The organism is Caloramator mitchellensis (genome assembly GCF_001440545.1).
Taxonomy (GTDB): domain Bacteria; phylum Bacillota; class Clostridia; order Clostridiales; family Caloramatoraceae; genus Caloramator; species Caloramator mitchellensis.
The window spans coordinates 12,501-39,291 of the sequence record NZ_LKHP01000004.1; the positions used below are offsets into that span (position 1 = coordinate 12,501).

The 26,791-nt window shown below is 36.7% G+C and carries 17 protein-coding genes (1 of these 17 running past the window's edge); 1 reads left to right on the forward strand and 16 read right to left on the reverse strand.

Annotated features, from left to right (window positions below):
- The 8 genes from ABG79_RS04330 to rlmD form a co-directional block, all read right to left on the reverse strand.
- A protein-coding gene (locus ABG79_RS04330; RefSeq protein WP_083490333.1) for a recombinase zinc beta ribbon domain-containing protein crosses the window boundary here: on the reverse strand, positions 1-363 show its 5' portion. The gene continues 264 nt to the left of window position 1, outside the view; the window shows 363 of its 627 coding nt (coding positions 1-363); the start codon lies at positions 361-363; its stop codon lies beyond the left edge, outside the window.
- 154 nt (positions 364-517) lie between these two features.
- A complete protein-coding gene (locus tag ABG79_RS04335; protein WP_057977520.1) occupies positions 518-1,204 on the reverse strand; it encodes an ATP-binding protein in 687 nt (228 codons plus the stop codon).
- Positions 1,197-2,669 (reverse strand): DDE-type integrase/transposase/recombinase, encoded by a 1,473-nt coding sequence (locus ABG79_RS04340; RefSeq protein WP_057977522.1) that lies wholly within the window; start codon positions 2,667-2,669, stop codon positions 1,197-1,199. The genes ABG79_RS04335 and ABG79_RS04340 overlap by 8 nt, the downstream gene beginning before the upstream one ends.
- A gap of 291 nt (positions 2,670-2,960) precedes the next feature.
- Positions 2,961-6,209: a DEAD/DEAH box helicase family protein gene (locus tag ABG79_RS04345; protein ID WP_057977524.1), complete on the reverse strand. Its 3,249-nt coding sequence runs from the start codon at positions 6,207-6,209 to the stop codon at positions 2,961-2,963.
- Positions 6,209-9,439: a site-specific DNA-methyltransferase gene (locus tag ABG79_RS04350; protein ID WP_057977526.1), complete on the reverse strand. Its 3,231-nt coding sequence runs from the start codon at positions 9,437-9,439 to the stop codon at positions 6,209-6,211. Before ABG79_RS04350 ends, ABG79_RS04345 begins: the two co-directional genes overlap by 1 nt.
- A gap of 176 nt (positions 9,440-9,615) precedes the next feature.
- Complete coding sequence (locus ABG79_RS04355) at positions 9,616-12,297, reverse strand: SNF2-related protein (RefSeq protein ID WP_242859308.1); 2,682 nt, start codon at positions 12,295-12,297, stop codon at positions 9,616-9,618.
- 27 nt (positions 12,298-12,324) lie between these two features.
- Positions 12,325-12,534 (reverse strand): helix-turn-helix domain-containing protein, encoded by a 210-nt coding sequence (locus ABG79_RS04360; RefSeq protein ID WP_057977528.1) that lies wholly within the window; start codon positions 12,532-12,534, stop codon positions 12,325-12,327.
- Positions 12,535-12,857: 323 nt separating this feature from the next.
- Positions 12,858-14,228 (reverse strand): 23S rRNA (uracil(1939)-C(5))-methyltransferase RlmD, encoded by a 1,371-nt coding sequence (rlmD, locus tag ABG79_RS04365; protein WP_057977530.1) that lies wholly within the window; start codon positions 14,226-14,228, stop codon positions 12,858-12,860.
- Positions 14,229-14,360: 132 nt separating this feature from the next.
- Here rlmD and ABG79_RS04370 point away from each other — a divergent pair, with 132 nt between their 5' ends.
- Positions 14,361-15,485 (forward strand): GNAT family N-acetyltransferase, encoded by a 1,125-nt coding sequence (locus ABG79_RS04370; protein WP_057977532.1) that lies wholly within the window; start codon positions 14,361-14,363, stop codon positions 15,483-15,485.
- A 43-nt stretch (positions 15,486-15,528) separates the two neighbouring features.
- Here ABG79_RS04370 and ABG79_RS04375 read toward each other — a convergent pair whose 3' ends face one another.
- The 8 genes from ABG79_RS04375 to rapZ all read right to left on the reverse strand — a co-directional run bounded on the left by ABG79_RS04375 (position 15,529) and on the right by rapZ (position 26,777).
- Positions 15,529-15,744: a DUF378 domain-containing protein gene (locus ABG79_RS04375; RefSeq protein ID WP_057977534.1), complete on the reverse strand. Its 216-nt coding sequence runs from the start codon at positions 15,742-15,744 to the stop codon at positions 15,529-15,531.
- Between the two features lie 176 nt (positions 15,745-15,920).
- On the reverse strand, positions 15,921-17,678 hold the full coding sequence (gene pyk, locus ABG79_RS04380; RefSeq protein ID WP_057977536.1) for a pyruvate kinase: 1,758 nt from the start codon (positions 17,676-17,678) through the stop codon (positions 15,921-15,923).
- A gap of 12 nt (positions 17,679-17,690) precedes the next feature.
- Positions 17,691-18,653 carry a 6-phosphofructokinase gene (gene pfkA, locus ABG79_RS04385; RefSeq protein WP_057977537.1) on the reverse strand — a complete coding sequence of 321 codons (963 nt, stop codon included), beginning with the start codon at positions 18,651-18,653 and terminating at the stop codon, positions 17,691-17,693.
- Between the two features lie 169 nt (positions 18,654-18,822).
- The gene (locus tag ABG79_RS04390) at positions 18,823-22,287 is read right to left on the reverse strand and encodes a DNA polymerase III subunit alpha (protein ID WP_057977539.1); all 3,465 of its coding nucleotides are present in this window, start codon (positions 22,285-22,287) and stop codon (positions 18,823-18,825) included.
- 11 nt (positions 22,288-22,298) lie between these two features.
- Positions 22,299-23,606 carry a DRTGG domain-containing protein gene (locus tag ABG79_RS04395; RefSeq protein ID WP_057977541.1) on the reverse strand — a complete coding sequence of 436 codons (1,308 nt, stop codon included), beginning with the start codon at positions 23,604-23,606 and terminating at the stop codon, positions 22,299-22,301.
- An 11-nt stretch (positions 23,607-23,617) separates the two neighbouring features.
- Positions 23,618-24,568, reverse strand: coding sequence for a DNA-binding protein WhiA (gene whiA / locus ABG79_RS04400; protein ID WP_057977544.1), 951 nt, complete (start codon positions 24,566-24,568; stop codon positions 23,618-23,620).
- 2 nt (positions 24,569-24,570) lie between these two features.
- Positions 24,571-25,902, reverse strand: a complete 1,332-nt coding sequence (locus ABG79_RS04405; RefSeq protein WP_057977548.1) for a gluconeogenesis factor YvcK family protein — start codon at positions 25,900-25,902, stop codon at positions 24,571-24,573.
- Positions 25,899-26,777, reverse strand: coding sequence for an RNase adapter RapZ (gene rapZ / locus ABG79_RS04410; RefSeq protein ID WP_057977551.1), 879 nt, complete (start codon positions 26,775-26,777; stop codon positions 25,899-25,901). The genes ABG79_RS04405 and rapZ overlap by 4 nt, the downstream gene beginning before the upstream one ends.
- Between the last annotated feature and the right edge of the window lie 14 nt (positions 26,778-26,791).

Consider the following 26,791-nt stretch of genomic DNA (forward strand, 5'->3'; position numbering starts at 1 on the left):
GGCCAGCCTCAAAAGGTCTTTTTGTAATTCCTCTAGCTTTTTATCTATCTCAGAAACAATATTATTGTCCGTTTCACTTATCACTGTTTCTATATTTTCCTTTAAGGTAATCAAAAAGTCATCTTTTTGCCCAAGTAGCTTATTAATTGCATCCACCGTAGCTAAGCCTATCATGTCCTCTTGTACAGTTCGAGAATGACAAGCTAACCCTGTATTCTCAAGCCTACTGACACATCTCCAAACAATCGATTTTTTGCCTCTGTTATTCCAATGAACTCTACGGTATATTTCACCACACGTTTGAAACTGCGATTTTTCGCGCGTGACCCCCCGCCCGTTTCCGGGGTGAAAAGTGGTAGAGATTTAGACCCCCCTACCCTATAAACTGCAGAAAATCTCAAAAGCTAAGCAGTTCTTTGAATTTCGTGAGATTTTTTGCATCTATTTTAAGCCGTTTTTCGGCATTGTTTTCAAACGAGGTATTTGCCCCTGTTAAAAAAGAAGTGAGTGTTTTTATTTACTTGTCAGTCAAACGAACAATTTGACAATTGACCGTCATTCTGTCCAATAAAGTCTGGCAAAGATGCTTATCCTCAGCTGCATCTATCCATGCTGACAGTTCACGATTGGTTATAAAAATAATGCTTCTGGCTTCATTAAGAAAGGTAACTGCCCGGTAGAAAACCTGCAGTTCTGCCCTGGTTGGTTCCACATAAAAGACATCATCAATAATAATTAAGTCACATTCCTGCATATAAGAAAAGATCGCTTCTGCTTTTGGATTTGTGGCTTTCTTTTCTGCCACTGCGATAAAATTATCAAAAGGCGCATAATAGGTTTTATGTCCATTGCTGATTGCAGTTTCTCCAAGTTGCGCTGCAAGACCGGTCTTACCCGTCCCGCATTTTCCCAGCAGGATTGAGTTTTGCTCTTCCTTAAGCCATGTCAGGTTGGATAACTGTTTAATCTGCCATTTTAAGCCCTTGTTTGAGTCCGATGCGTCAAATGCTTTGTTTGGAAGCTTACTTGCCTTCCTCAGCTTGGTGTGTTTTTGTCTGGCCCTAATCTCCAATTCTTTTTCTAACACCATCTTAAGATAGTCAAGGTTTGATAGTTTCTCATCATTCAAATCAATATATCCCCTTGCGATATTCCAAAGGTTGAGCTTTTGGGCCAATTCACGGATTTCTGTTATATCAGCCATCGATTTCCCTCCTTATTTCTTTACTCCTCGCCAAATGGTTAAAATACTGCTGATTCGGCAAAAACTTCTTAGCTATATGCTCTCCGTACTGATACATGAGATAAGCCAAAAGCTCATAGGCACTGCAGCGTTCAGTATCAATGCAGTATTCTATTCCATCAAGCAATTGTCCAATTGTATAAAACTTCGTCATCCGGTTTATTCGAATACAATGGGAATTAAAATATTTTGGTTGCTGTAACTCCATAAGCCGGATGAATTCCTGAGCTATTTCGTATTCTGCAAAATATTGTTTTATGATGGTTAAAGAAACCCTGTCTCTGCTGTAATTTTCTTCTGGTTTGAACAACTGCCCGGTATCTTCTGTGACTGGATATTTAGCCAATAAATCATTTGTTTCAGCATCATAGAACAAAAGCATTTCACCATCATCTTCAATGCGAATGCGTTTATGAACATCCATCATACCTGTATTAATCAGATAACGGTTGCCTTTGTAACTTACCACTCCATCCTTATCAAAGGAGGCAACAGTGCTTGATACTTCGGAATAAGGTTTGACATGGAACAAGTATTTTTGCTCTTCCATGAACATTTCACGCGGCACTTTTCTGGTCACAGTATGTATTCGCCCGTTGCCTTCCCTATCTAACCATGCAAGGGCAGCACTGTTAAGGCAATCAATTCCGGTGTATATCCTGCCCTCAAGAAAACTTTGCTTTATGTATCCAATCACCTCTTCAACCTTGCCTTTACTTTGAGGATCTCTTGGTCTACATAGCGAAATACTGTAACCTATACGCTTAACATATTCTTCAAAGGCGGGTACGAATATGATATTCCCCAGATTTTCACTGACTACATAGACAAGGTCAAGGTCATAAAGAATAGTCTGTGTTCTTCCTCCAAAATATTGGAATGCATATTTATGAGCTTTAATGGCTGTTTTGGTTGTAAAGGGATCCGGTGAAAAATAAACAAATTTCATTCTGCTATAGCTTAGAACCATGCAAAAGAAATATATTCGTACAATTCGCCCGTACATATCCTTTAGTTTGTATTGACCGAAATCTGCCTGCGCTTCATATCCCGGCGGAGATATTTCACGGGGCGAAGTTTTTCTTTTACTTGCATGCTGGTACCCATGTTGTTCCCTTAATGATTTCATATAGCGATAGAATGTAGCTCGTTTAACTTGTAAATCGGGAAAGGCTTCCATCAATTTAAGATAGACATTTGTGTCCCGTATTTGTGGGCATAACTTCAGTTGTTCCAGTATGTACTGACGATAGTTATCCATGTGGAACCTTTCCTTTTCAGCTTCCCTTACATAATCTTCTTCGCTCATATTCCAGTATTTGCTGACCGAAGAATAGGTTATTCCTAGCACCTTTGCAGTTTTTGTCTGGGCAAGTCCAAGTGCTTTATACTCCTGGATTTTTTGGTACTGCTCGAATCCAATCATTTTTGATTTCCTCCTTTGGTTTGTGTGTTATTGAAGTCATAATACCTATATTAGTTCAAGCATAGGCATCACCTCCTTACCTCCTTGTTAGGAGTGAATAAATTAAACATTATAAAATAAAAACACCCATTTGGGTGTTCTTGATAAAGTATGTCAATATTGTCATTAATTTTAATTTTACAATTATGCTACTAACAGAAATTTATTTCTTATTTTCTGTGCTTGATAAACTAATTTTTCCAATTAGTGCCATCGGATTACGTAATTATTAGCTTAATATTCAACAATAAGCTATTCCGATTTCAATATTTTCGCTATCATACCATCAATGCAGTCGTCTTCATCAAGGCAAAACACATTCTTCGCTCTACGTTCCGGCTTGCCTTTTCCCCACCACTGACACAAATCCTCGGAACGGGTACCGGACATTATAAAAGAGTTCAGCACAATTTTCTTATCACCGCTTGAGGGCTGGAGGCGCGCTTCAAGTTCTTTAATAGTGGCATGGAACTCTATCTTGGGATCATCCCATTGCAAATGCCGCAATCCTTTTGGGTCGATAAAGGAAATATATTGCACATCGGGCGTATCAATCCATAACACATAGTCCGGATAAAAATTGCCTGCTTCGAAGAACCCCATTCCTACCTTGCTCTTGTTGCGGAGCAAGTATAGCTTTTTGCCCTCGAAAATTGCAGCATTTGCATCTACATATGCCTTAAGTTTATCAACAAACCGTTTCTCGTCTTCATTCAGACTGACCGGTGATACAGTCAGTTTCAAACCACCCGCTCTCAGACAGATGAGCGGTGTGTAGAGGTGATGCCGGAAATCAAAAGCTATCAGTGAATTGCTAAGCATACCTTTTTCATATGTTGGTATACCGCTATGCTGATTAAGTAGAGCCTTCAAATCCTCAACAAACTGCTCCACTGTCCCGGCGGTTGGATCACCGTCGTAGGCATCATAATACGAAAGTTTATATTCAGCAACAAAGTTTCCATCGCTGTCATTCAATTCCTGGTATTCTAGGAACCTTTCCTCCCACTTTGCTTTTTCGTATTTGTAGAACTTATCAATATAACATTTCAGCACCATAATGGCTAAGTCAGTTACAAGAACAAGCTTTTCCATACTGTCAAGTTCGAGGTGCTTCTTCGGAATGATAAGCAAATACCAACCGTCAGTTTTTAAAATATCCTTGATACCATCTTTAGTGATAGAGATATTATAATAAAACTTCTCGTTCTTATAGGTTTCAAGTTCGTCAAGAATGCGGTCATAATCGATGAATGGTATATACTGCTTACCAATTGTATGTTCTTCGGGGATAGATTCAATCTGCATGCTGAATGTAGATTCAATTGTCTGCACTTTTGAACGGCAATCAAGTATCACCTTGTTCTTGTTTAAATAACGCAAAAATTCCTCGTTCGGTTTACCGAGTAAAAGTCTTGCAGCTTGATTTTTAAAGTTTACACCCTCTTTAACTTTGATGACCCGCAATTTTCTGTGCTCATCGGGATTATACCGGTTTAATACAGGAAGCGTGTACTCGTGCGGCCTTTCGTTGGCAGGCATATCCTCCATTTCAAGATACCTTTTAAAGTCTTCCATATACTGGGCTTTTATTCCGAATATAGTCAGCGTTTCAAGCAGGTCAATATATTTCGGTATGATAACAGAGCTGTCATCCAATCTGTGACTGCGTTTTAAACAACCACCGTAGCCACGCAGGCGAACTCCGCGTCCAAAAAGCTGGATGGCTTGTGAGCCTTCGCCTTTAGCAAAGTTAATAAGCCCCATCGTAGAAACACGCCACGAGTTCCAGCCTTCGGTAAACTTGCGTGAACCAATGAGAATATTTATGTTCGAATTTCGTTCGTTGATGTTGTGGAAAAGGGATTCAGAAACAAACTCCTCTGTTTCGGTGGTAATACCTTTTGCCTCGCAGTTTTTAATTAAGCCTGCCGTGTCGCCAATGCTTACCACACCAAAATATTCGCCGTCGGAACCAATTCGGAGTGCAATTTCTCCTTGTACCTGACGCAAGTTTATGACGTGCAGGCGTGGGGAGTCAGATGTGGTATCGCTGTTGAAAACAAGGCGGAGAATATCCTTATAAACATCTTCAGCTTTAGGAGTTCCTCCGAACAAAGAATTTAGAGCGTTGAAGTTTTGTGAAAAGAGTTCCCGGCCGGCGCTGTCGGTTAGTCCGGTGTCACCACTTAACACAGTGTCGATTCGGTTTATGGTTTGCTCCTTGCGGTTGACAAACTTATCAATAAAGTCCAACACTTCCTCAACATCGGTCATTTCTGCGACGGATGTTTTTGCCGTTACACGATTGCCCACAAAAACAAGTAGAGGCTTTTCAATTCGAAAAGGTGCGTACTCCTTGCCTTTTTCACAAAACAACTTCAATTGCTGATAAAATGACAACAAGCAGCCTACGAGGTATAACTGCCTCTGTTCCTCTTCAATACTGTCCCGTAAGTTATAAATGCGGTATTCCTTGCCGTATCCGTCTTCATAAAAGTACTTGTAAGAGTAATCAATTATAATTGAACGGAAATACTCGTCAAGACGTTCTTTCCATTCTTTCTGAGAAATATTACCCGGCTTGGTTGATTTCATCGCCTGCTTTAATGTTGCGGAATATTCAAAGGCAAAGCCACCCTCTGCCGAAAGGCGCGAACGGTAGTCATACCACACATCTCCCGCGAGGCCGCGGTGTGCTTCGTCCACAAGCACGAGGTTGTTCTGCTCGAAGCTGTCAACTGAAACGGTTTTGACTTTACCTTCCTCTTTCAGCTTGTTCATGTCGATAACAATAACGTCAGCGGTTGTACCAAAGCCGCTCTTTGAGAAAGGCTCTGCGGATATGTCCGATAGTTTCAACTCCTCCAAATGCTGGTTTGACATTCCCTGGTTCGGCGCAAGAACAATAATCTTGTTAATGTCCAAGCGCTGGTTGGTCAGCTTCGCCTTTCTCAGGTAATAGCGAAACTGCAGGATGTTTATGTGCATAATGAGCGTCTTGCCGCTGCCGGTGGCGCACATAAATGCCAATTTATTCATATTCTCCGGTGTAAAAGGCTCAATATCAATAGCACCGAAACTTTCTACCTTAACCTTTTCGATAAAAGCGTTCAAATCAGCTGCAAAGGCTTCTTTGTCGGTAAAATAGCGGTCAAGATATATTTCGGTGAACAGACAGGCTATATACTGAAAATATTTAAGCTTAATGCCCCCGCGTTTTTCGCCAATTTTTTTGACATAGCGGCAAATACGCTCATCATATTCCCGCAGAGTATCCCGGCTAATTTTTGCGTCTGCGCCCTGGCGCATCAACAGTAAATCCAGTTCACCCCAGAAGTATGTATTCTGGTTTTCGTCAAAGCCTTCGTATTCAGAACTGTTCATTTTGCCAGCAAGGTCAGCAAGGCTGTCTTTGCCAAACAGGTTGAGGAAATAGCGAAATAAAACTAACTGGTCACTCCATTTGAAAGCAGAAGCAGTGTTTTTTCTTTTTGCCATTATTCCGCCTCCTCAAACATCTTTTCCCTGAATACAGGTTCAATACGCTGCACTTTCCAGTTTTCGTCATCCAGGCGCAGGTTTTCAAGGTTCTTGTCACCGTTGACATAGATAACATCAAACTCACGGTCAGCGGGGTTAATCCTGTGTTTTGTGAAATATGAGTCTAATGCAGCATTGCTTTGTATCAAGTCACTTGTGATGGTGCGCCAGATTACAAGCGCTCGTCTGCCATCAGGTAGTCTGCCCTCAATTTGCTTAAAGCCGTACTCGCCGCTGTTATCCCGCTCCAATCTGACCGCTCCTTCGTATAAGCCTTCTCTTTTCCATTCCTCTTCAATCAGTCTTACAGCTTTAAACCAAGCTGTTGCCGACTGTCGTATAACCGACAGCCCAATCAGATAATTGAATGTCTCGCATAAGTCAACAGTCTTAAGTTTCGTTTCGTTGTTTTCAATGATTTTAAGCTTATAGGAAAACGGTGCGTTAAAAGCGTCCAGCGAAAGCATGCTGTCTTTCGCCTCGTAGTCAAACATATAGTGTATCATATATTCATCGCCTAATTTCATCGCAAGCTGGTGTTTGTCGTCATCCAGTTCAATATTTGAAAGCGTGTCTTCGTAGCTTTCAAGGGAGATGTATTTCATAATGTGGCTTATGCCAGTGTTGCGGTTTTGCGGTTTACCGCTTTTCCAATCGGCGGAGTAGATAACCTTTTTCATGCGTGGCAGCGTAACAGTGTAAAAATACTCGCCCATTTCAACAAGAATATACTTTCTGTCCGAATTGTCTATTGTGCGGTTTAATTCAATAACAGCGTGACCAGTAGTACCACTGCCGGCAAAAAAATCAAGTACTGTATCTTTTTCATTGCTACCTATAACAATATTGTCTAATACTGTATACAAGCTTTTCGGATAGTCAAATGGATTTTGCGGTATAATGTCCTCCAAAAGATTCGTTCCTTTTGAAGAGGCATCGTAACGTTCGCCAAACCATAATGATTTAGGCGTTTGCTCATCATCAGCAAAATCATATTGATAAACAGCATAACTGCCATTCCGTAATTGTTTTGCAAAAAGAATCCCGCTTTCACAGCCAGAAACACAGCTTTTATACCCCCAACGCCAGCGTAAATATTCTCCATTCTCACTCAAAGGAAGAATAAATGCGTAACCTTCCGATTCATATTTCTTTCGCAAGTAATTAATAAATGCATCATCAAATGTATTCGTGCTCGCTTGGTAAATCTGACTATATTGATCCTCTGGTATTACACTCAGTTTTTTACTCTCAATATGGTAAATAAAAGGGAAAAACATGTAGGGACGATCTTCTCGACGTTTACCGCTTCCTGTACGTTTTAATGGTAGTTCCCTATGTGCTTGTTCACCTTTTAATTTCGAGAATTTCTTTTTAAGCTCTTCTTCGGAAAGAGTAAATTTATTTGTTGTGCAATAACGCTTATCACGAGCATACATAAGTGTATAATCATGCGCTTGTGCAATAAAATCTTGATCTCTCCCTTTAGGGTTTGTTAATATCGCTATGTTCGATATTGCATTATCAATGCCATAGATTAAGTCCAGTAAGCAATTAATATAACGTAGTTCATAATCGTCTATAGCAACTTCTATCAACCCAGTTTGTGACAAAAGACAGCAAGAAGCGGATAGACGCGATTCCATTAACGATATCCAACTGCTGTGCTCATAGCCGTTTTTATACAATATTTTGCTTGCATCAGTATTATAAGGCGGATCTATATATATAAGCTTAATTTTTCCGTTATACTTCTCAGTAAGTAAATTAATAGCTTGAAAATTTTCTGAATATATCATCAATCCGCCCGTCTGCTCGTCGAGATTGTCTATGCTTGCAATCAGGCGTTCTTTAAAATCGGCCGAGAAATGACGAGTGTCAAGAACAAGGTTTTTATTTTGACGCAAAAACTCTATCGTCAGTGGCTCGGAATATCCGACGGTCGTAAGGTTGCCCTCGATCTCATGAATCGCATACATTTCCCGCCATTCGGCAATTTGAGCTTCGTTTTCAATAATTTCTGGGTAGAATTTTTCGTCCACCCTATCGAGAGTTATACACCAATTTGTATCAACAACAAACTTCTTTTTCAGCCACAGTTTTTTCTGAAAATCCTCAATTTGTGCGAGAAAGTCAATAATAATCTTACCGACACGCTTGATTGCCCTCACCTTGGCAAGATAGCTATCAGCACGTTTCTCGTCGGTAGTATCAATATCATCAAGATGAATGACTTCGCTCTTTATAAAAAAGTCCAGTTCGCGGGTTAAAAAGCCGCGTAAATCCTTATGAATGAAATAGTCAAAGGTGTTTTTAGCAACATAGGTACTCAGATGTTTTTCCAACACCGTACGCGTTTTCTTTTTTTCGCTAGGTGCAGGCGCGAGTAAGTGAAACCATTCTTTCAAATTCTTTGCAATTGCATCCGAAATGGCGTCAAGGTTGGCTTCAAACCAATTTACTTTTCTATCATCTGGAGTGTCATATACAAAACGGATAACCAATTCGCCGTCAACTTCTTCAATTGTCTTAAGTTCAGGGCGCTCCGGCGTTTCTTTATAAAGCATAAACTCGCGCTTTTTTGTGTCGGATTCCTTGTTATTGTTCTTTTCTGTAGTTGCATCAACAAGACGGAAATGTACCTTTTTACCGTTGTCAATAAAAGTATAGTCACGAAAGTTTTCTGTGGTCTTTATATAATACTGGTCAGCATTCGCCCAGTAAAGTTTTACCTCATCACCCTCATAAGGAATTGCGTAAACGCCTTCTTTGTAGCGACGTTTAGAAATAAAATCACCTTCATCATAATAACGGCTGAAAAATTTATAAAGTGCTGAGTACACATCTGTTTCAAGTGAAGACAAGTCTGTACCCGACGCAAGCTGTGATTTGTAACGGGCATATTCTTCTGCTAGCTTCGGGCTTGCATTAATCTCTATACCAAGTTCAGCACCTTGTTTTTCAATAGCTGCAATACGTTCTTTTATTTCCCCGGTATTTTGGGCAAACGGAGTAAGCGTTTCCTTCACTTTTTTTGGCAAATCCTCCGAGAGGAATTTCATAATCTCTTTCCTGCGGATATTCATAATGCGGTAGATCCCGAAATCCAAATCTGCCTTGTCAAGTTCAAAAATTTCCTCCAAGAGGTTAATAAATCGGTTCAATTTTTCGTTCGTATTTTGATTCATCGCGTTCTCACTCCTTTATACAATCTGCCATTCAATGGCGAATAGATCCTCGTGATGAGTTTGTTTTATCATTCGGCTGTCCAATTCAGCCAACAGTTTGCGGCGTTTGCTTGCTATTTCATCTTCTCGATCGGCAAGCTCATTGCGCTTTCGCCGCTTGAAGCTTTCGAGTTGTTCTAATTTTTTGTTGCTGCAATTTTCTCCTCTATTGTTACAGCATTGCGTATTAACCTTTCCTGCTCACGGATTTGCCGCTTAATCGTATCAAGCTCTTTTTCCAGACTATTTATCATATCCTTCTCCCATTGGAAGATGCGTTCTTCCTCTTCCTTAAAATATAAGAGATTTCGCGAGTCAATCTGCTGTAATTTCCCTTTTCGATGCTGTTCTGCACTCTCTTTCAATTTACGCTGTTGTACAGGGGTAAGTCCTGTTGGTTTGACTTCACGTCCGGCACAAAGAAACAATTTCTCACATAATTCCTGAGACAATGGTTGTCCGTCATCTGTATATGCCGTAAATAAGCTGTATTGTTCTGTATCGAATGCCAAAACATCCAATGACGAAAGAAGCAGGTATCCGCTTTTTCCTTTCAAATCCTCCGGCAAAGTTACATTTAATTCTGTTTCCAATGGAGAAAATATAATCTTACCACCCGTAACTTTTATAGCTGAAGCCTGCTTCAGCACATATTGCGCAAGCGGATGAGAAAGACGGTAAGGTATCCCCTCGGTTTCTTTACTTGTAATAAGACAATACTTTCCTTTTGGAGATTCTCCAATACGTTCTTTTAATATAAAAGAGTGGTTGCTATCGTTGAAAACCGCTTTATCTCCTAAAATAAATTTCGTCAGTTCCCAGAAGATATATTCGTAACGGTTTATGAACGCACAGGTGTGTTCTTTTGCTAATTTCAACCGTCCCTGAACTTCCACGTCAAAGGTTTTCAGTACTTGTTCTTTTACGTCTTTCAGGCGCGTATTAATTTTACTTTCCAGTTCGGCTTGAAGTTTTTCAAACGCAGCACTGATCTCAGCTTCGGTCCGACATTCCTGGTATATGAGCCATATACGCTTTTCAAAATCAACACCGACGATTTGACCCAGTATTTCATCGGATGTCCCGAACACATCGCTAAACAGTTTAAATTTATCATTTAGCAGCTCGAATACACGTAAATCGGCGTAGTTACGCTGATTTACGAAATTTACAACGACGACATCGCTTTTTTGTCCGTAGCGGTGACAGCGGCCAATGCGCTGTTCTATTCTCTGTGGATTCCAAGGTAAATCATAGTTCACAACAAGTGAGCAAAATTGCAGGTTTAATCCTTCCGCAGCAGCTTCTGTTGCGATCATAATTTCCGCCTTGTCCTTAAAATAGTCAACAATGGCGGCACGTCGGTCCGCCGCGCGGATACCGCTTATTTTGCCTGTATAGGCATTAGCCTTAAGCCAAGCCTCAAGTATCTCGTTTGATTGCTTGTCCGAGTTTGATCCGTTAAAAATAACAATTTTTCCCCGGTATCCATTTTGCTCAAGAAATTCTTTCAAATATGCTTGCGTTCGTTTTGATTCTGTAAAAATAAGTGCTTTACGATTCGCACCTATTAATTCAATCTGTTCAAATGCTTTCTGTAATGCTATAAGGAGTGCTTTAGCTTTCGAATCATACTTAATTTGTTCAGCCAAATTTATAAATGACTGTATTGCTGCAATTTCTTTTTGTATTTGTTTTGTATCTATTATTTCATCCTCTGTAGGCAAGTTAGCATCACTATCGATATTATCTTCTTCATTTTCATTAAGAAGTTCAATCTCATCCTCATCAAAAATCTCATTCAAATCAAACTGCTGGTATTTATTTTCTTCAAGCATTTTTTCCAGGCGTGCTTTTATGGTAGCCAATGTGCCGAGCAAAGCATATGTAGAAGATGCCAGTATTTTTCTAACCATCATTGTTGTCAACATTTTCTGTTTTACAGGTATAGAATATAAGTTGTCGGAACGCAAAAATTCCGAAACCTTCGTGTACAACTCAAACTCCAAATCAGTAGAATCAAATTTTTGTGTCAAAGGCAGACGTTTGGTATAGTTTATATACTCCACCACGTCTTTTCGCAAAGTTCTTTTATAATAAGGTGCAAGCCTCATTTGCAGTTCAGAATAATTCTCTTCATACACATAATTGGCACGAAATGATTTAGCATCGCCAAAAATGTTTTCGTCTATTATGGAGGTTAGTCCGTATAATTCCATAAGGCTGTTTTGAAACGGCGTAGCCGTCAGGAGCAGTTTCTTTACATTTTCAAGAGCTTCCCGAACAGCGTGTGCTGTGACACTATTCTTTTTATATACATTTCTCAGTTTATGCGCCTCATCAATAATAGCCAGGTCAAAGCCAAACAAACGTATTTCATCTTTTTTTCGGGCAGCAAAATTATAAGAACAAATGACAACCTTTTTATTGTCAAACGGATTACGCCCAATGCGGACATATTCGTTGTAATTTTTTGAATCAAGGATTTCATTATCAATACCAAACTTTTCTGTCAGTTCAAAACTCCATTGTTTTCGTATGGCAGCAGGACAAACAACAATTATCTTCCGCTTACCAATAGCCCAGTATTGGCACAGCACTAATCCGGCCTCTATGGTTTTTCCCAAACCAACCTCGTCGGCAAGAATAATGCCTTTGGAGAGCGGAGAACGAAACGCAAATAAAGCCGCCTCAATTTGGTGTGGATTTATATCCACAGCGGCATTTAATAATGATTGTGACAAACTGTCTATATTATCGCCTATTGCTCTTTGCGCAAGAACACGTGCATAGTATATTGCATGATATCTTGTAATCATTGCTTCTCCTTTAGTATTTAATCGTTTTTATTTATTATCTGGTATAATTTCCATAATATTACTTATATCACATTCCAAAGCCCTACATATTTTTTCTAATACTTCAGTATTCACATTTTCGTTTTTGCCAAGCTTTGTTATTGTTGCAGAACTTATACCTGCAATCTTTTGCAGGTCTTTTTTCTTCATATCTCTATCAATCAATAGTTCCCAAAGCTTTTTATAACTGATTGCCATGATAATCACCTATAGTTATTTATAACTGTATAATATCATTCGTTTCATAATAATGCAAATAAATTCTTTACATTCGCATGATTTTTAAATTGGATTTAAATAAATATTATTCTAAATACAATATCGACAGATTTTATAAAAAGTACATCCATTCTGGCTACTCAATCCTATGTAAAAATGGGCATTATCTAATGTGTTAACTCAACCCCATCAATCTTGGGGGATTAAATATGAGTTTTCGACATGTTCCCATATACGCATTTTACCCTTTCTCTCGAGTAGACTAGTTGAATGTAAACGCGAAAAGCCAGTAATATCAAAGGTTAAGGCTTTGACATCAATGTGACACACTCCACATGTGCCGTTTGTGGAAACATATCAACCGGCTGAATTTCAATTGTTTTATATCCCAATCTTTCCAATAGATTTAAATCTCTTGCTAATGTTGATGGATCGCAGGAAACATAAACTATTCTACTTGGATTAGCATTTGCGATGGAATGAAGTAGTTTCTCATCGCAGCCCTTTCTTGGAGGGTCTACTACAACTACATCAGGAATAACTCCCTTTTCGATTAGTTTTGGAATGATTGCTTCACTCTCACCAACTATGAATTCTACATTTTTAACTTCATTTTCGACTGCATTTTCTTTTGCGTTTTTTATTGCTTCTTCAACTATTTCAACGCCGTAAACTTTTTTTGCCCTTTGTGCTAAAAATAAAGATATTGTTCCTGTTCCACAATATGCATCAAAAACCACTTCATCACCTGTAAGATCAGCAAATTCAAGTGCTTTGTTGTATAAAACATTAGTTTGAACAGGATTTACCTGAAAGAATGAAAGGGGGGAAATTCTGAATTTAAATTTTCCTATGTAGTCAGTTATATAATTCTGTCCCCAAAGCAGAATATTTCTTTCACCTAATATAACATTTGTAATTTTATTGTTGATGTTATGAACTATACTTTTTAATCCATCAATGTTATTTAGCATCAAATCAATAAACTCATCTTTGTATGGAAGTTCGTTTTCATTAGTTACTATAACTATCATAACCTCGCCTGTTACAAATGCCCTTCTAATCATAATATGTCTTATTAATCCGCTTCCATCTTTTTCATCATAGGGTTCAATTCTATACTTATCAATCCATTCCTTTGTCAAGTTTACAACTTTATCAGCAACCTCATCCTGAATAAAGCACTCATCAATGTCTATTACATCATGAGTTCCCTGCTTAAAAAAACCTATTTTAATCTCTCCATTTTCCCTTCTTACAGGAAGTTGAACCTTGTTTCTGTATCTGTATGGATTTGCCATTCCCAATGTTCTATGTATCTTTACATCTGTTATTTTCCCAATTCTGTTGATTACATTTTCAACTCTTTCTCTTTTGAACTCTAATTGACCTTCATATGTTAAATGCTGAATTTGGCACCCTCCACATAATTCGTAAATAGGACATATTGGATTAGTCCTTTGCTCTGAGATGTTCAATATTTTTATAAGTTTACCAAAGGCAAAATTCTTTTGAACCTTTTCAATATCAACTTTAACTTTTTCTCCCTTCAGAGCACCTTTGACAAATACTGCAAAGTTCTCAATTCTTCCTACTCCTTCACCTTGAAATCCCATTCCTGTTATATCAATCTCATATTGTTTTCCTAATTCAACTGGAATATGTTTTGCCACATTCATCACCCTTTTTAATATTTTATCCATATTATTTTATCAGAATAAAATTATAAAATAAACAATAATATATTGTAAAACATTGCTAATATTTGATAATATTAAATTAAATTATTAGAGGGGGATTTTGTTGTGATAATCATTAAGGAAGTTATTGATAAGAGAGAGGAAAAGGAATTTATAAAATTACCGTGGAAAATATACAATGATGATAAAAACTGGGTTTCTCCCTTGATTTCAGACTTTAAGAAAACAATTCGGGGAGAAAATAGTACTTTGAAACATGATGGACCATATAAACTCATACTTGCATTTAAGGACAACGAGACTGTTGGAAGAATGCTTATAGGAATTAACCAAAAAATAAATAAGATAAAAAAATATAAAAGAGGATATATATCTTTTTTTGAATGCATAGATGATTTTGAAACAGCTAAATCTATGTTTGACTATGCAATTAATTGGTTTAAACAAAACGGTGTAGACGAAATAGTAGGACCTGTTAATGTTCCTAATGGGGATGATAATAGAGGAATATTAATCGACAATTTTGATGACCCACCATACGTAATAAATGTATATAACAAGCCCTATTACAAGGATTTGTTTGAAAAATACGGTTTTGAAAAATACTGGGATGTTTATGCATTTCATTATGATATAAATACTGTTAATATAGAACGTTATGAAAGAGCATACAATTTTGCTGTTGATAAATTTGATTTTGTAGTGGAAAAATTAAACAGAAAAAGACTAAGTAAGGACATAGAAGATATAAAACAAATAATTGCAAGAGCAATGCCAGAAGAATGGGAGGATTTTATTCCACTTGATAAAGATGAAATAGAAATAATGGCTAATAATTTAGTTCCAGTTGTTGATGAGGATTTTATTTTCATTGCAAGAACAAAAGATGGACAACCTATCGGATTTAACATAGCACTGCCAGATTACAATCAGGCATTAAAATATGTAAATGGCAGGCTGTTTCCTTTTGGAATATTTAAGCTTCTATATCACAAAAGATTTATCAACAGATTAAGGGTCTTTGTATTATTCGTCATTCCCGAATATAGAAAAAAAGGTGTTTCTTCAGCTATTTACCTTAATATATTCAAGTCTGCAAGGGAGAAAGGGTTTATTGAAGCAGAAGGTTCAACAATCTGGGAATATAATACACCTATGATAAATGATGCAATAAAACTTGGAGGCAAAATTTATAAGACCTACAGAATATTTAAGCTAAAATTAACTTAAAAAATTAGCTGTTGCAAAGCATATAATGCAACAGCCAATTTTTTTATCTTGCTTCTTCTCTGTTTTCCTGTTTTGCTATAGTGAATATCATATATAATCCTGCTATTCCTATTATTGAATATATAGCAAAACTTGCAAGTGTTCTTGTTCCAAAAATAGCTCTTACCAAATCAAAATCAAAGAAACCTATAAGTCCCCAGTTTATCGCGCCAATTATAGTAAGAACTATCGCTAACCAATCTAAAGCGTTTAATCTCATAATCAATCCTCCCTCAAAAAATATCTTCAAGTTTATTTTTTTCACTTTATATTTTTTTATTCAAAAAAAATGGCACACCCACTGGTGTGCATAATTAGAATCAGTTGCCTCAAAATCTATCTAAAATTATATCCATTTTTTTAATATTTAATACAAATAGCCCTAAAATAGGGCTATTATGCAGTGATATTTGCCTTACCGCTGAAAACCAATCCGTTTCTTGGAAGCATGGTAACGAGCGTTCCGTGTTTTATTATAGTTGTAGCTCCCTCAGCAGAGATTATAATTGGAATATTATTATTTATACATTCTAAAGCAGCATCAGTAGTTAAACCCCCGTTTTCTACTATAACTCCTGCTGCTCTCTCTATAATGTATGATACATCAGAGGGAGCTAAATCCTTAACAACTAATATGTTTCCCGTCTCAAGCATTTCGTCAATTTTTCCATTATTAGTAACTACACATGCTGTCCCATATGTTGGATTTCCTACTCCTTTTCCTTGAACAAGAGTGTCCCCAACTATTGAAATCTTCATCATGTTAGTCGTTCCGGCATATCCTACAGGAACACCTGCCGCTATAACAACCAAATCTCCCTTGGACACTAATCCTTTATCCAATGCCTCTTTTACTGATAAGTCAATTACAGCATCTGCCGACTCCATCTTAGAAGCTATAATTGGGTAAACTCCCCAAACAATCGATAGTTTTCTTGCTACATCTTCATAAGGAGTTGCAGCAATAATTTGACACTTTGGTCTGTATTTTGAAACCATCCTCGCAGTATGACCTGATTGAGTAGCAGTTATAATTGCCGATGCATTAAGCTCATCAGCTGATGTAACTGTTGCAAAACTAATTGCATCAGGAACAGTATTTAATTTCTGTTTTGCCTTCTTTTCAAGAAGCAACTCATAATTTAAAGCTGACTCAGCCTTTTCAGCAATTCTAGCCATAGTTCTTACTGCCTCAACAGGATATTTGCCATTTGCTGTTTCACCGCTCAGCATAATAGCATCAGTCCCATCGAATATAGCATTAGCAACATCAGTTACCTCTGCCCTTGTTGGTCTCGGATTTCTAATCATAGAATCCAACATCTGAGTTGCTGTTATTACAGGCTTTCCTGCCTTATTTGCCTTTTCAATAATCATTTTTTGCACTAATGGAACATCCTCCGCAGGAATTTCTACTCCCAAATCACCACGAGCAACCATCACTCCATCAGCAAGTTTCAGAATTTCATCGATATTGTCTACACCCTCTTGATTTTCAATCTTTGCTACAATTAAAATATTGTGACCACCGTTGCTTTCTAAAACCTTTCTAATTGCAAGAACATCAGATGGCTTTCTAACAAAGGAAGCTGCGATAATATCAATTCCTTTTTCAATCCCAAACTTTATATCTGCAATGTCCTTTTCTGTTAGAGCTGGTAAATTAATTTTAACTTTTGGAACATTTACACCTTTATGGTTGCTTACAGGGCCTCCATTTTGAACAACACAATGAATATCCTGTCCTTCAATTTTTTCAACAGTAAGTCCAATCAATCCATCATCGATTAATATTGTATCCCCTACTTTTACATCCTCATGTAATTTTTCGTAGGTAACAGAACAAATTGTCTCGTCTCCATCTATTTGCCTTGTAGTTACGATAAACTTTTGTCCTTCAACCAATTCTACCTTTCCAGTTTTAAAATTACCCGTTCTAATCTCTGGCCCTTTAGTATCAAGAACAATAGCAATCGGTTTTCCCATTTCTTTTCTAAGTTTCTTTATGAGCTCAATTCTTCTTCCATGTTCCTCATGGTCGCCATGTGAAAAGTTAAGTCTTGCAGCATTCAATCCAGATTCGATTAATTTTCTTAATACCTCTTCCTTTTCACTAACAGGTCCAATTGTGCAGACAATTTTTGTTTTTCTCATACCTTCAACTCCTTAGATTGATAAGATATTTGCAAGTTTATACATATAGTCATCGCTATCCTTTTTCATAGCTAATGCTTCATTAATATCCACATCAATTAACTTTCCGTCTCTAATTCCAATAACTCTCTGACTCTTTCCTTCTAAAAGCAACTCTATAGCTCTTGCGCCCATCTTTGAAGCCAATATTCTGTCAAACGCTGATGGACTTCCACCTCTTTGAATATGTCCAAGCTTTGTTGCCCTGGTTTCAATACCTGTAATATCCTCAATTTTTTTAGCAAGTTCTTCAGCACCGCCTACGCCTTCAGCAAGTATAATTAGATTATGCATCTTTCCATGGGACTTGCTTTCTATAATCGTTCTGCAAAGTTCATTGAAGTCATATTCCTGTTCTGGTATTATAATACTTTCTGCACCGCCTGCAAGTCCAGCATAAAGCGCAATATCTCCACATCTTCTTCCCATTACTTCAACTACTGAAACTCTTTCATGCGAAGTTGAAGTGTCTCTCAATTTGTTGATAGCATCTAAAACTGTATTCACTGCTGTATCAAATCCAATAGTATAATCTGTATATGCTAAATCGTTGTCAATTGTTCCTGGTATGCCAACAACCTTAATGTCGTGTTCGTTTGAAAGCTTCATTGCACCTGTAAATGAACCGTCACCACCAATTACAACCAAACCATCAATTCCAAATACCTTTAAAACATTAAAAGCCTTTCTTCTTCCTTCTTCTGTTCTAAATTCCTCACTTCTTGCAGTTCTTAAAATGGTTCCACCCCTTTGAATAATGTCTGAAACCGATGATGAATTCATTTCAAATATTTCACCATTTATTATTCCATTATACCCTCTTTGTATTCCCATAACTCTTAATCCATTTGCAAGGCCTGTCCTTACGACTGCTCTGATGGCTGCATTCATTCCTGGTGCGTCTCCACCACTGGTTAATACTGCTATAGTTCTCATCTTCTGTTGCCTCCTTCGACCATGTAGGACTAAAAATGTCCCACATACTTTATAAATTAATTTATATCGTTATGTTTATAAAAATCAAAATGTTCCTAATTTATTTTACCATAAAAGCAATTAATAAAACAATATATTATTAAAAATAAGTGCCCAATATTTTAGGCACTTAAACTATTTTTATATTCTCATCCCCTATTTCTATCTTAAGATAATTCAGTATTTCATCGTTTGCTTCAATCCAGAAATCCCTTGAAGCCATAAATGTCTGTTTGGAATTTTTAAGAACAACATATATAGGATTATTTCCTCTGTGCAGAGCGAGCTTCGATTTTATCTTATTAAACTGCTCCTTCCATATCTTATCATCAAGCCTTAAATATATTTTATTAACCCTTGTCTCTATATTTTTAAGCGGCTCAATTTCCTCAGCAATTATTTTAGGCTGCTCTTCTTCTCTTATCGTTACCCTTCCCTTTATAACTACTATGTTATCCTCAATTATAAACTTGCTTGTTTTTTGATAAATTTTAGGGAAAATCAAAATTTCTATTGTTCCATAGCTGTCCTCAACCTTTGCAAATGCCATTATTTCGTTTTTTCTTGTTGATTTAATTGAAACTTCGCTTATAATGCCACCAATAACTACCTTTTGACCATCGTGAACTTTAATATCAACAACTTCATTTTCTTCAGCACCAATTGAAAATATGTCCGATATTCTTGTATTTGTCATTAGCTCAAGTTCATTTTCGTAATCCTCAAGAGGATGCCCACTTATATAAAGCCCAAGCATTTCCTTTTCCATTGTCAGCAAATATTTTCTGTCAAACTCCTTCATGTCCTGAAAATCGTCCTTTTTTATAGAAGAAAATTCGCTCTGAAAAAATCCTATTTGCCCATCTATAAGTTGCTTTTTTTCATTTATAATTGAATCGACCACTTTTTCATAGTTGTTCATCAATACCGACCTTTTCAATCCAAGGCTGTCAAATGCTCCAGCTTTAATTAAACTTTCAATATTCTTTTTATTTACTTCAGATAAATTTACTCTTTCACAGAAATCTCTAAAGCTTATGAATTTGCCTCCCTTTTCTCGTGCATCAATAATAGACTGAATAGCTCCCTTCCCAACATTTTTTACCGCAACAAGCCCGAACCTGATTTTATTGCCAGAGACAGAGAAGTTTTCAAAGCTTTCATTGATATCAGGAGGTAAAACTTCAATATGCATTTTTCTGCACGCATTGATATAAAAGGCTACTTTATCAGTATTACCCATAACGCTTGTTAATAGGGCTGACATAAACTCTACAGGATAATACTTTTTTAAGTATGCCGTCTGGTAAGCTACTACGGCATAAGCAGCAGCATGAGATTTATTAAACGCATAACTTGCAAAATCCATCATTATGTCGAATATTTTGTTCGCAACTTCTTCCTTAACTCCATTTCTTATGGCCCCTTGAACGATTATATTTCCATTTTCATCCTCAAGTCCATATATAAAGTTCTTACGTTCCTTTTCCATAACTTCGTGTTTCTTCTTAGACATTGCTCTTCTTACAAGGTCAGACCTTCCGAGCGAATAACCACCGATGTCCCTAACTATCTGCATAACCTGTTCTTGATAAACTATACAACCGTATGTTACATCAAGAATTGGCTTTAGCTTTTCATCAATATATTGAATTCCATCTGGATTGTTTTTATTTTTAATATATTCTGGAATCTGGTCCATAGGACCTGGTCTATAAAGTGAAAGCCCTGCAATAATGTCTTCAAGCGAAGTTGGTTTCAACTCCTTCATAAAACTTGTCATACCTGAAGATTCCAGCTGAAATACACCTTCCGTTTTACCCTGTCCAATCATTTCATAGACACTCTTATCCTCAAAATCTATTTTATCTAAATCAAGCTTAATGCCCTTGTTTTTATATATCAATTCAACTGCATCCCTTAGCACCGTTAATGTTCTAAGTCCCAAAAAGTCCATTTTCAATAGACCAATTTCTTCAAGTATCGTCATTGTAAACTGAGTAGTTATTGTATCTTCGTTTTTTGATAGTGGAACATATTCTACTAGCGGAAGCGAAGATATTACAACGCCTGCAGCATGAGTCGATGAATGCCTCGGCAATCCCTCAAGCTTTCTCGCTATATCAATAAGGTGCTTAACTCGAGCATTTTCTTCATACTCATTCTTCAATTCTACGTTCATATCAAGCGCCTTATCGATAGTCATCCCCAATTCCATAGGAATCATTTTGGCTATTGTGTCTACTTCAGCATAGGAATAGTTAAGCGCCCTTCCTACATCCCTAATAACCGCCCTTGCTGCCATAGTTCCAAAAGTAATTATCTGTGAAACCCTATCCTTACCATATTTGTTAAATACGTAATCGATAACTTCCGAACGTCTCTCGTAACAAAAATCTGAATCTATATCCGGCATACTTATTCTTTCTGGGTTCAAAAATCTTTCAAAAAGAAGATTATATTTTATAGGGTCTATCTTAGTTATACCCAGCGTATACGCTACTATTGAACCTGCAGCCGAGCCTCTGCCTGGTCCAACCATTATATCATTCTCACGTGCAAATCTAATAAAATCCCAAACTATTAAGAAATAATCGACATACCCCATTCTTTCAATTACATCAAGCTCATAATTCAACCTCTCAATCAACATATCCGATGGTTTTTCATATCTTTCATTCAATCCCTTAAAACAAAGTTCTCTTAAAAATTCGTTGGAATTCTTTCCTTCGGGTGTTTCAAACTTAGGAAGTTTTGTCTTATTAAACTCAAATTCAACATTGCATTCGTCTGCTATTTTCACACTGTTCTCCAACGCCTCAGGGACAAATTCAAACAACTCCTCCATCTCTTCAGGCGATTTTAAATAAAACTCATCAGTAGGAAATTTCATCCTTTCCTCATCGTCTATAGTCTTGCCAGTTTGAATGCACAATAGTATCTCATGGGCAGCAGCGTCCTCCCTGTTGACATAATGAACATCATTGGTTGCAACAAGAGGAATGCCTGTTTCATTTGACATCCTTATCAAATACTCATTAACTGCCTTTTGCTCGTCCATACCATGGTCCTGAAGTTCCAGATAAAAATTTCCCTTGCCAAATATTTTTTCATACTGAATTGCCTTTGCCTTAGCGTCTTCGTATCTATTTTTTAATATAAGCTCCTGAACTTCCCCTGCAAGGCATGCCGATAGCGCTATCAAACCTTCAGAATATTTTTCAAGCGTTTCAATGTCAACCCTTGGTCTATAATAAAATCCTTCAATCCATCCAGCCGATACGATTTTCATTAAATTTTTGTATCCATCGTTATTTTTAGCAAGCAAAATCAGATGGTAATACTCATTGTCTATTCCCGAAACCTTATCAATCATTCTTCTTGGAGCAACATAAACTTCGCAACCTATTATAGGCTTTATTCCGTGAGCTTTGCATGTTTTATAAAAATCAATAACCCCATACATAGCTCCATGGTCCGTAAGTGCAATAGCATCCATATTTAATTCTTTTGCTTTTTGGACCAAATTTTCAATTCTGCTCGAACCATCAAGAAGACTATATTCGCTATGAACATGAAGATGAACAAAACTCATGTTCATTCCACCTACTTTCTAAATATCTTGGCGCTTAAAAGAGCTTTCCCAACTACTTCTTTGTCGGATTCTGAAATCATCTCTATTTCTACCTTAGCATAATTTTTGCTGCTATCTATGCATTTAACCAATATCTGTATTTTAGAGTCAAGTTGAACTGGTTTTATAAAATAAACCGAGAATGAATCTACAGAAACATTTATATTATTATTGTGCTTTAATGCAAGTGAACCTAAAGTAGACATAATCATAGATAATGTATTCCAGCTTGCAGTTCCAATAGGACTTAGCATTTCAGGTGAAATTTTACCGTAATATTTAAAACCGCCATCAATTTCCTCACAATCAAAGTTTTTTATTATCATATCATCGATTGTTTCTCCAAACTGAGGTTGTCCACTTGCCTGTTGAAGCGCTGCGATGATATCTTGTCTACTAATTAGTCCGACTAATTTTTTGCCATCTACTACTGGTATATTCTTTATGCCTTCCCAGATTGTAATATGCGCTGCATATGCAACTGATGTCTTTGGCGTTACAAATACAACGTTTTTGTTCATTATCTTAGATACTACTTCATTTTCATTATGATAATTATTTATTTCTCTTTCGGTAGCTAAACCTACTATTTTTTCTTCATCGTTCAATATAGGAATAACTTCAATTCCTGATTCCCGCATTATCTCTTTAACATCTTTAATCTTTGAATTTAAATTAACAGAAATTATTTCACCCTTCATTATATCTTCAACTAATATTATATCCTTCTTTATCAAATTTTCTGCAAGTGCCTTATTTATCATAGAAGCCGTTGTAAATGTATCGTAATCGCAGGAAATTATGGGTAGCTGTTTTTCGTTAGCATATTGTCTAATCTCATCACTACAACCAAAGCCTCCTGTTATTAAAACAGCACATTCATTATCAAGTGCCAGTTTCTGTGCTTCTTCTCTATTGCCGACAATTAGAAGATTACCTGGTGTAATATACCTTTCCATAGCATCCAATGTCATAGCTCCAATTATAAATTTGTTTAATGTCTTATATAGACCTTCTTTTCCTCCCAATATCTGACCTTCAACAATATTTACAACTTCAGCATAAGTTAGTTTTTCAATATTTCTTTTAGTTGTTTTTTCAATTCTAACGGTTCCTATTCTTGGAACAGCACTTACTAATCCTAAATTCTCTGCATCCTTTATTGCCCTGTATGCCGTTCCTTCACTAACATTTAATTCATTTGCAATTGTTCTCACAGAAATTTTTGTTCCTATCTTAAGGTTGGAAATGTGTTTGATGATTTCATCATGCTTAGACATCTAATCAGCTCCTATTCATCCCTAAGTTCTTCGGCTATTTTTTCAATTTTCCTTAATCTATGATTTATACCCGATTTACCAATAGGCGGGTTTAGCATTTGCCCTAATTCCTTTAGTGATATATCAGGATAATTAAGTCTCAACTCCGCAACCTCTCTTAAATTAGGTGGTAACTTCCTTAGTCCTATTTTTTCCTTAATCATATTTATAGATTCAATTTGCCTAACTGCAGCATCCACTGTTTTGTTTAAGTTTGCAGTTTCGCAATTTACTAGCCTGTTGACATTATTCCTCATCTCTTTATATACTCTAACATTTTCAAGTTCAAGCAGCGCACCGTGCGCACCTATTATATTTAAAAGGTCAATTATCTTGTCTCCTTCTTTAAGATATACAACATAATTGTTTTTTCTTTGAATTATCTTTGCACCAAGGTCATATGAGTTTAGTAGTTTCATCAAATCTTCAGCTTGTTCAAAGCTATTAGATACAAATTCAAGGTGATAAGTTTTTTCTGGATTGCTAATTGAGCCCGATGCTAAAAACGCTCCCCTTATATATGCCTTTTTGCAGCAAGCCTTTTTAATAACTTCACTGCCTATCTTGTTGTTAAAGCTAATACTGCCCTCATGTCCTTCCCTTAGAATACCAAGTTTGATTAAAATATTTTGGGCCTTCATCTCAGAATTTACAACTATATAGTAAATGTTGTTCTTTTTTAGCAGGTTATTCTTTTTTACCAAAATATCAGCATGGACATCGAATAAAGATTTTAGCAAAGAAAAAACCTTCCTTGCTATAGCAGGATTTTCAGTTGTAATTCTAAAGCTCAACCCCTGTTTTGCATTAATATTGATGATTCCGCTCAATCTAACTATTGCTGATAATTCTGCAGTCATACAACATTCTTTATCATCAGTGATTCTACAAAGTTCATTTTTAACATTTGAAGAAAAGGACACTTTTACACCTCCGTTTTATCCTTTATTTTTTCTGAAAGATAATAATAATCTAATATTCTTCTTCTATTCTTAGGAAATACTTGCTTTAATACAAGTCTCATAATTGTATTTGCTAATTTTCTAGTATTATGTCTAAGATAACCATATTTATTTATATCCACAAAATTCTCCTGAATTACAAATATATCATCATCTATATTTTCTAAATCAGTCTCCACAATATACTGACCATCGTTTATATATTTTTCGTAATATTCCTCAGGTATTTTCCCATTGTTCGCAATAACGTAGTTTATTATTCCCTTTCCACAATGCTTTTCTATGGCTTCAAGATGATTTGATAATTTATATCCATCTGTTTCTCCAGGTTGAGTCATTATATTCGATACATAAACTTTTATAGCCTTTGAGTTTTTCACACTTTCAGCAATTTCCTTTATTACAAGGTTTGGAAGGACGCTGGTATAAAGGCTTCCTGGCCCCATAATTATACAATCAGCGCTTTCAATTGCCATAATTGCTTCCTCAAGTGGTTTTACATCCCCAGGTTCAAGATAAATACTTTCAATCTTTGTTTTTTTCTCAAGCGCAGCTTCTGGAATCTTCGATTCCCCTCTTACGATGCTTCCATCCTCAAGTTTTGCGCAAAGGGTGACATTGGATAATGTAGCCGGAAAAACCTTCCCCTGCACCGCCAAAACATCGCTCATCTTTTTTATTGCCTCTTCAAAATTTGATGATATTCCACTCATAGCCGCAATAAATAAATTGCCGAAGCTTTGACCTTTTAAATTCCCTTCCTTGAACCTGTATTGCATCAATTCCTCCATTAAAGGTTCAGTATTAGCAAGTGCGACAAGGCAGTTTCTGATATCCCCAGGAGGCAGTATCCCAAGGGATTCTCTTAGAACTCCACTGCCGCCGCCATCATCAGCGACAGTAACAATCGCTGTAATGTTTGAGGTATATTCCTTTAAACCTCTTAGCATAGTGCTAAGTCCGGTTCCCCCTCCAATCGCTACAATCCGCGGTCCTCTTATCAACAGTCTTTGTTCGTATAAAAGTTCTTCAATTTTATGCCTGTTTAATCCATTGTTATTAGCAGCTCCCATAAAAAGAGCAAATATGCTCTTAAAAATAAATTTTGTTGAAATATAGATGAACATAATACCTATAATCGTAATGTATAAATAGAGCAAAAAATACCAGTCAAAAATAGCTCCCCTGAAAAGTAGCTTAGAGACACCTAATATAAATACCAATACCCCTAAAGTCCCCATTATAATCCATCTTTTTAAGTTTAAACCTGGTTTAATCCAATCAAACAAACTCATCTTTTAATCTCTCCTGATACGTCTTTTCCTATATCTCTATGAGTTATTAAAACTGTATGCCCATTTTTTTTCAAGCTATTAAATATTTCACTCGCAAGAACAACCGACCTGTGCCTTCCTCCAGTGCATCCTATTGCAATAACGAGCCTTGATTTACCCTCTTTAATATAATGCGGTATTAAAAATTCCAGCATTTCATTTATTTTATTAAGGAATTCATTTGCCTCCGGCCACTGAAGAACATAATCTCTTATATTATCTTCAAGCCCCGAAAACCTCTTTAGCTCCTCTATATAATAAGGATTTGGAAGGAATCTGACATCAAATACAATATCGGCATCTATTGGGATACCATATTTAAAACCGAAGGAAGATACCGTGATTACAAGACTTTCAAATGTTTCTCCCTCCACAAATATCTTTTCAAGTTCTTCTCTTAATTGCCTTGGTAAAAGGTCCGTTGTATCAACTATATGCTTTGCTTGATTCCTAACTTCTGATAATTTGTTTCTTTCCCTTGTTATTGCTTCAAATATATTCCCATCGTGTGCAAGCGGATGATTCCTTCTTGTTTCCTTATATCTTTTAACCAAAACCTCATCCTTTGCCTCTAAAAATAATATTTCGTAATTATATCCCATATTTTGAAGCATTTTTAAACTCTTAAACAGGTCATTGAAGAATTCCCTTCCTCTAATATCTATTACTATAGCTACCTTTTCTATTTTGCCCTGCGTCTGCGAGCAAATTTCTGCAAATTTTGGTATCAAGGATGGAGGTAAATTATCAATACAAAAGTAACCAAAATCCTCTAAAAATCTCACAGTTTGAGATTTGCCTGCACCTGAAAGCCCCGTTACTATAACAAAATTCATTCAAATTCCCCCTT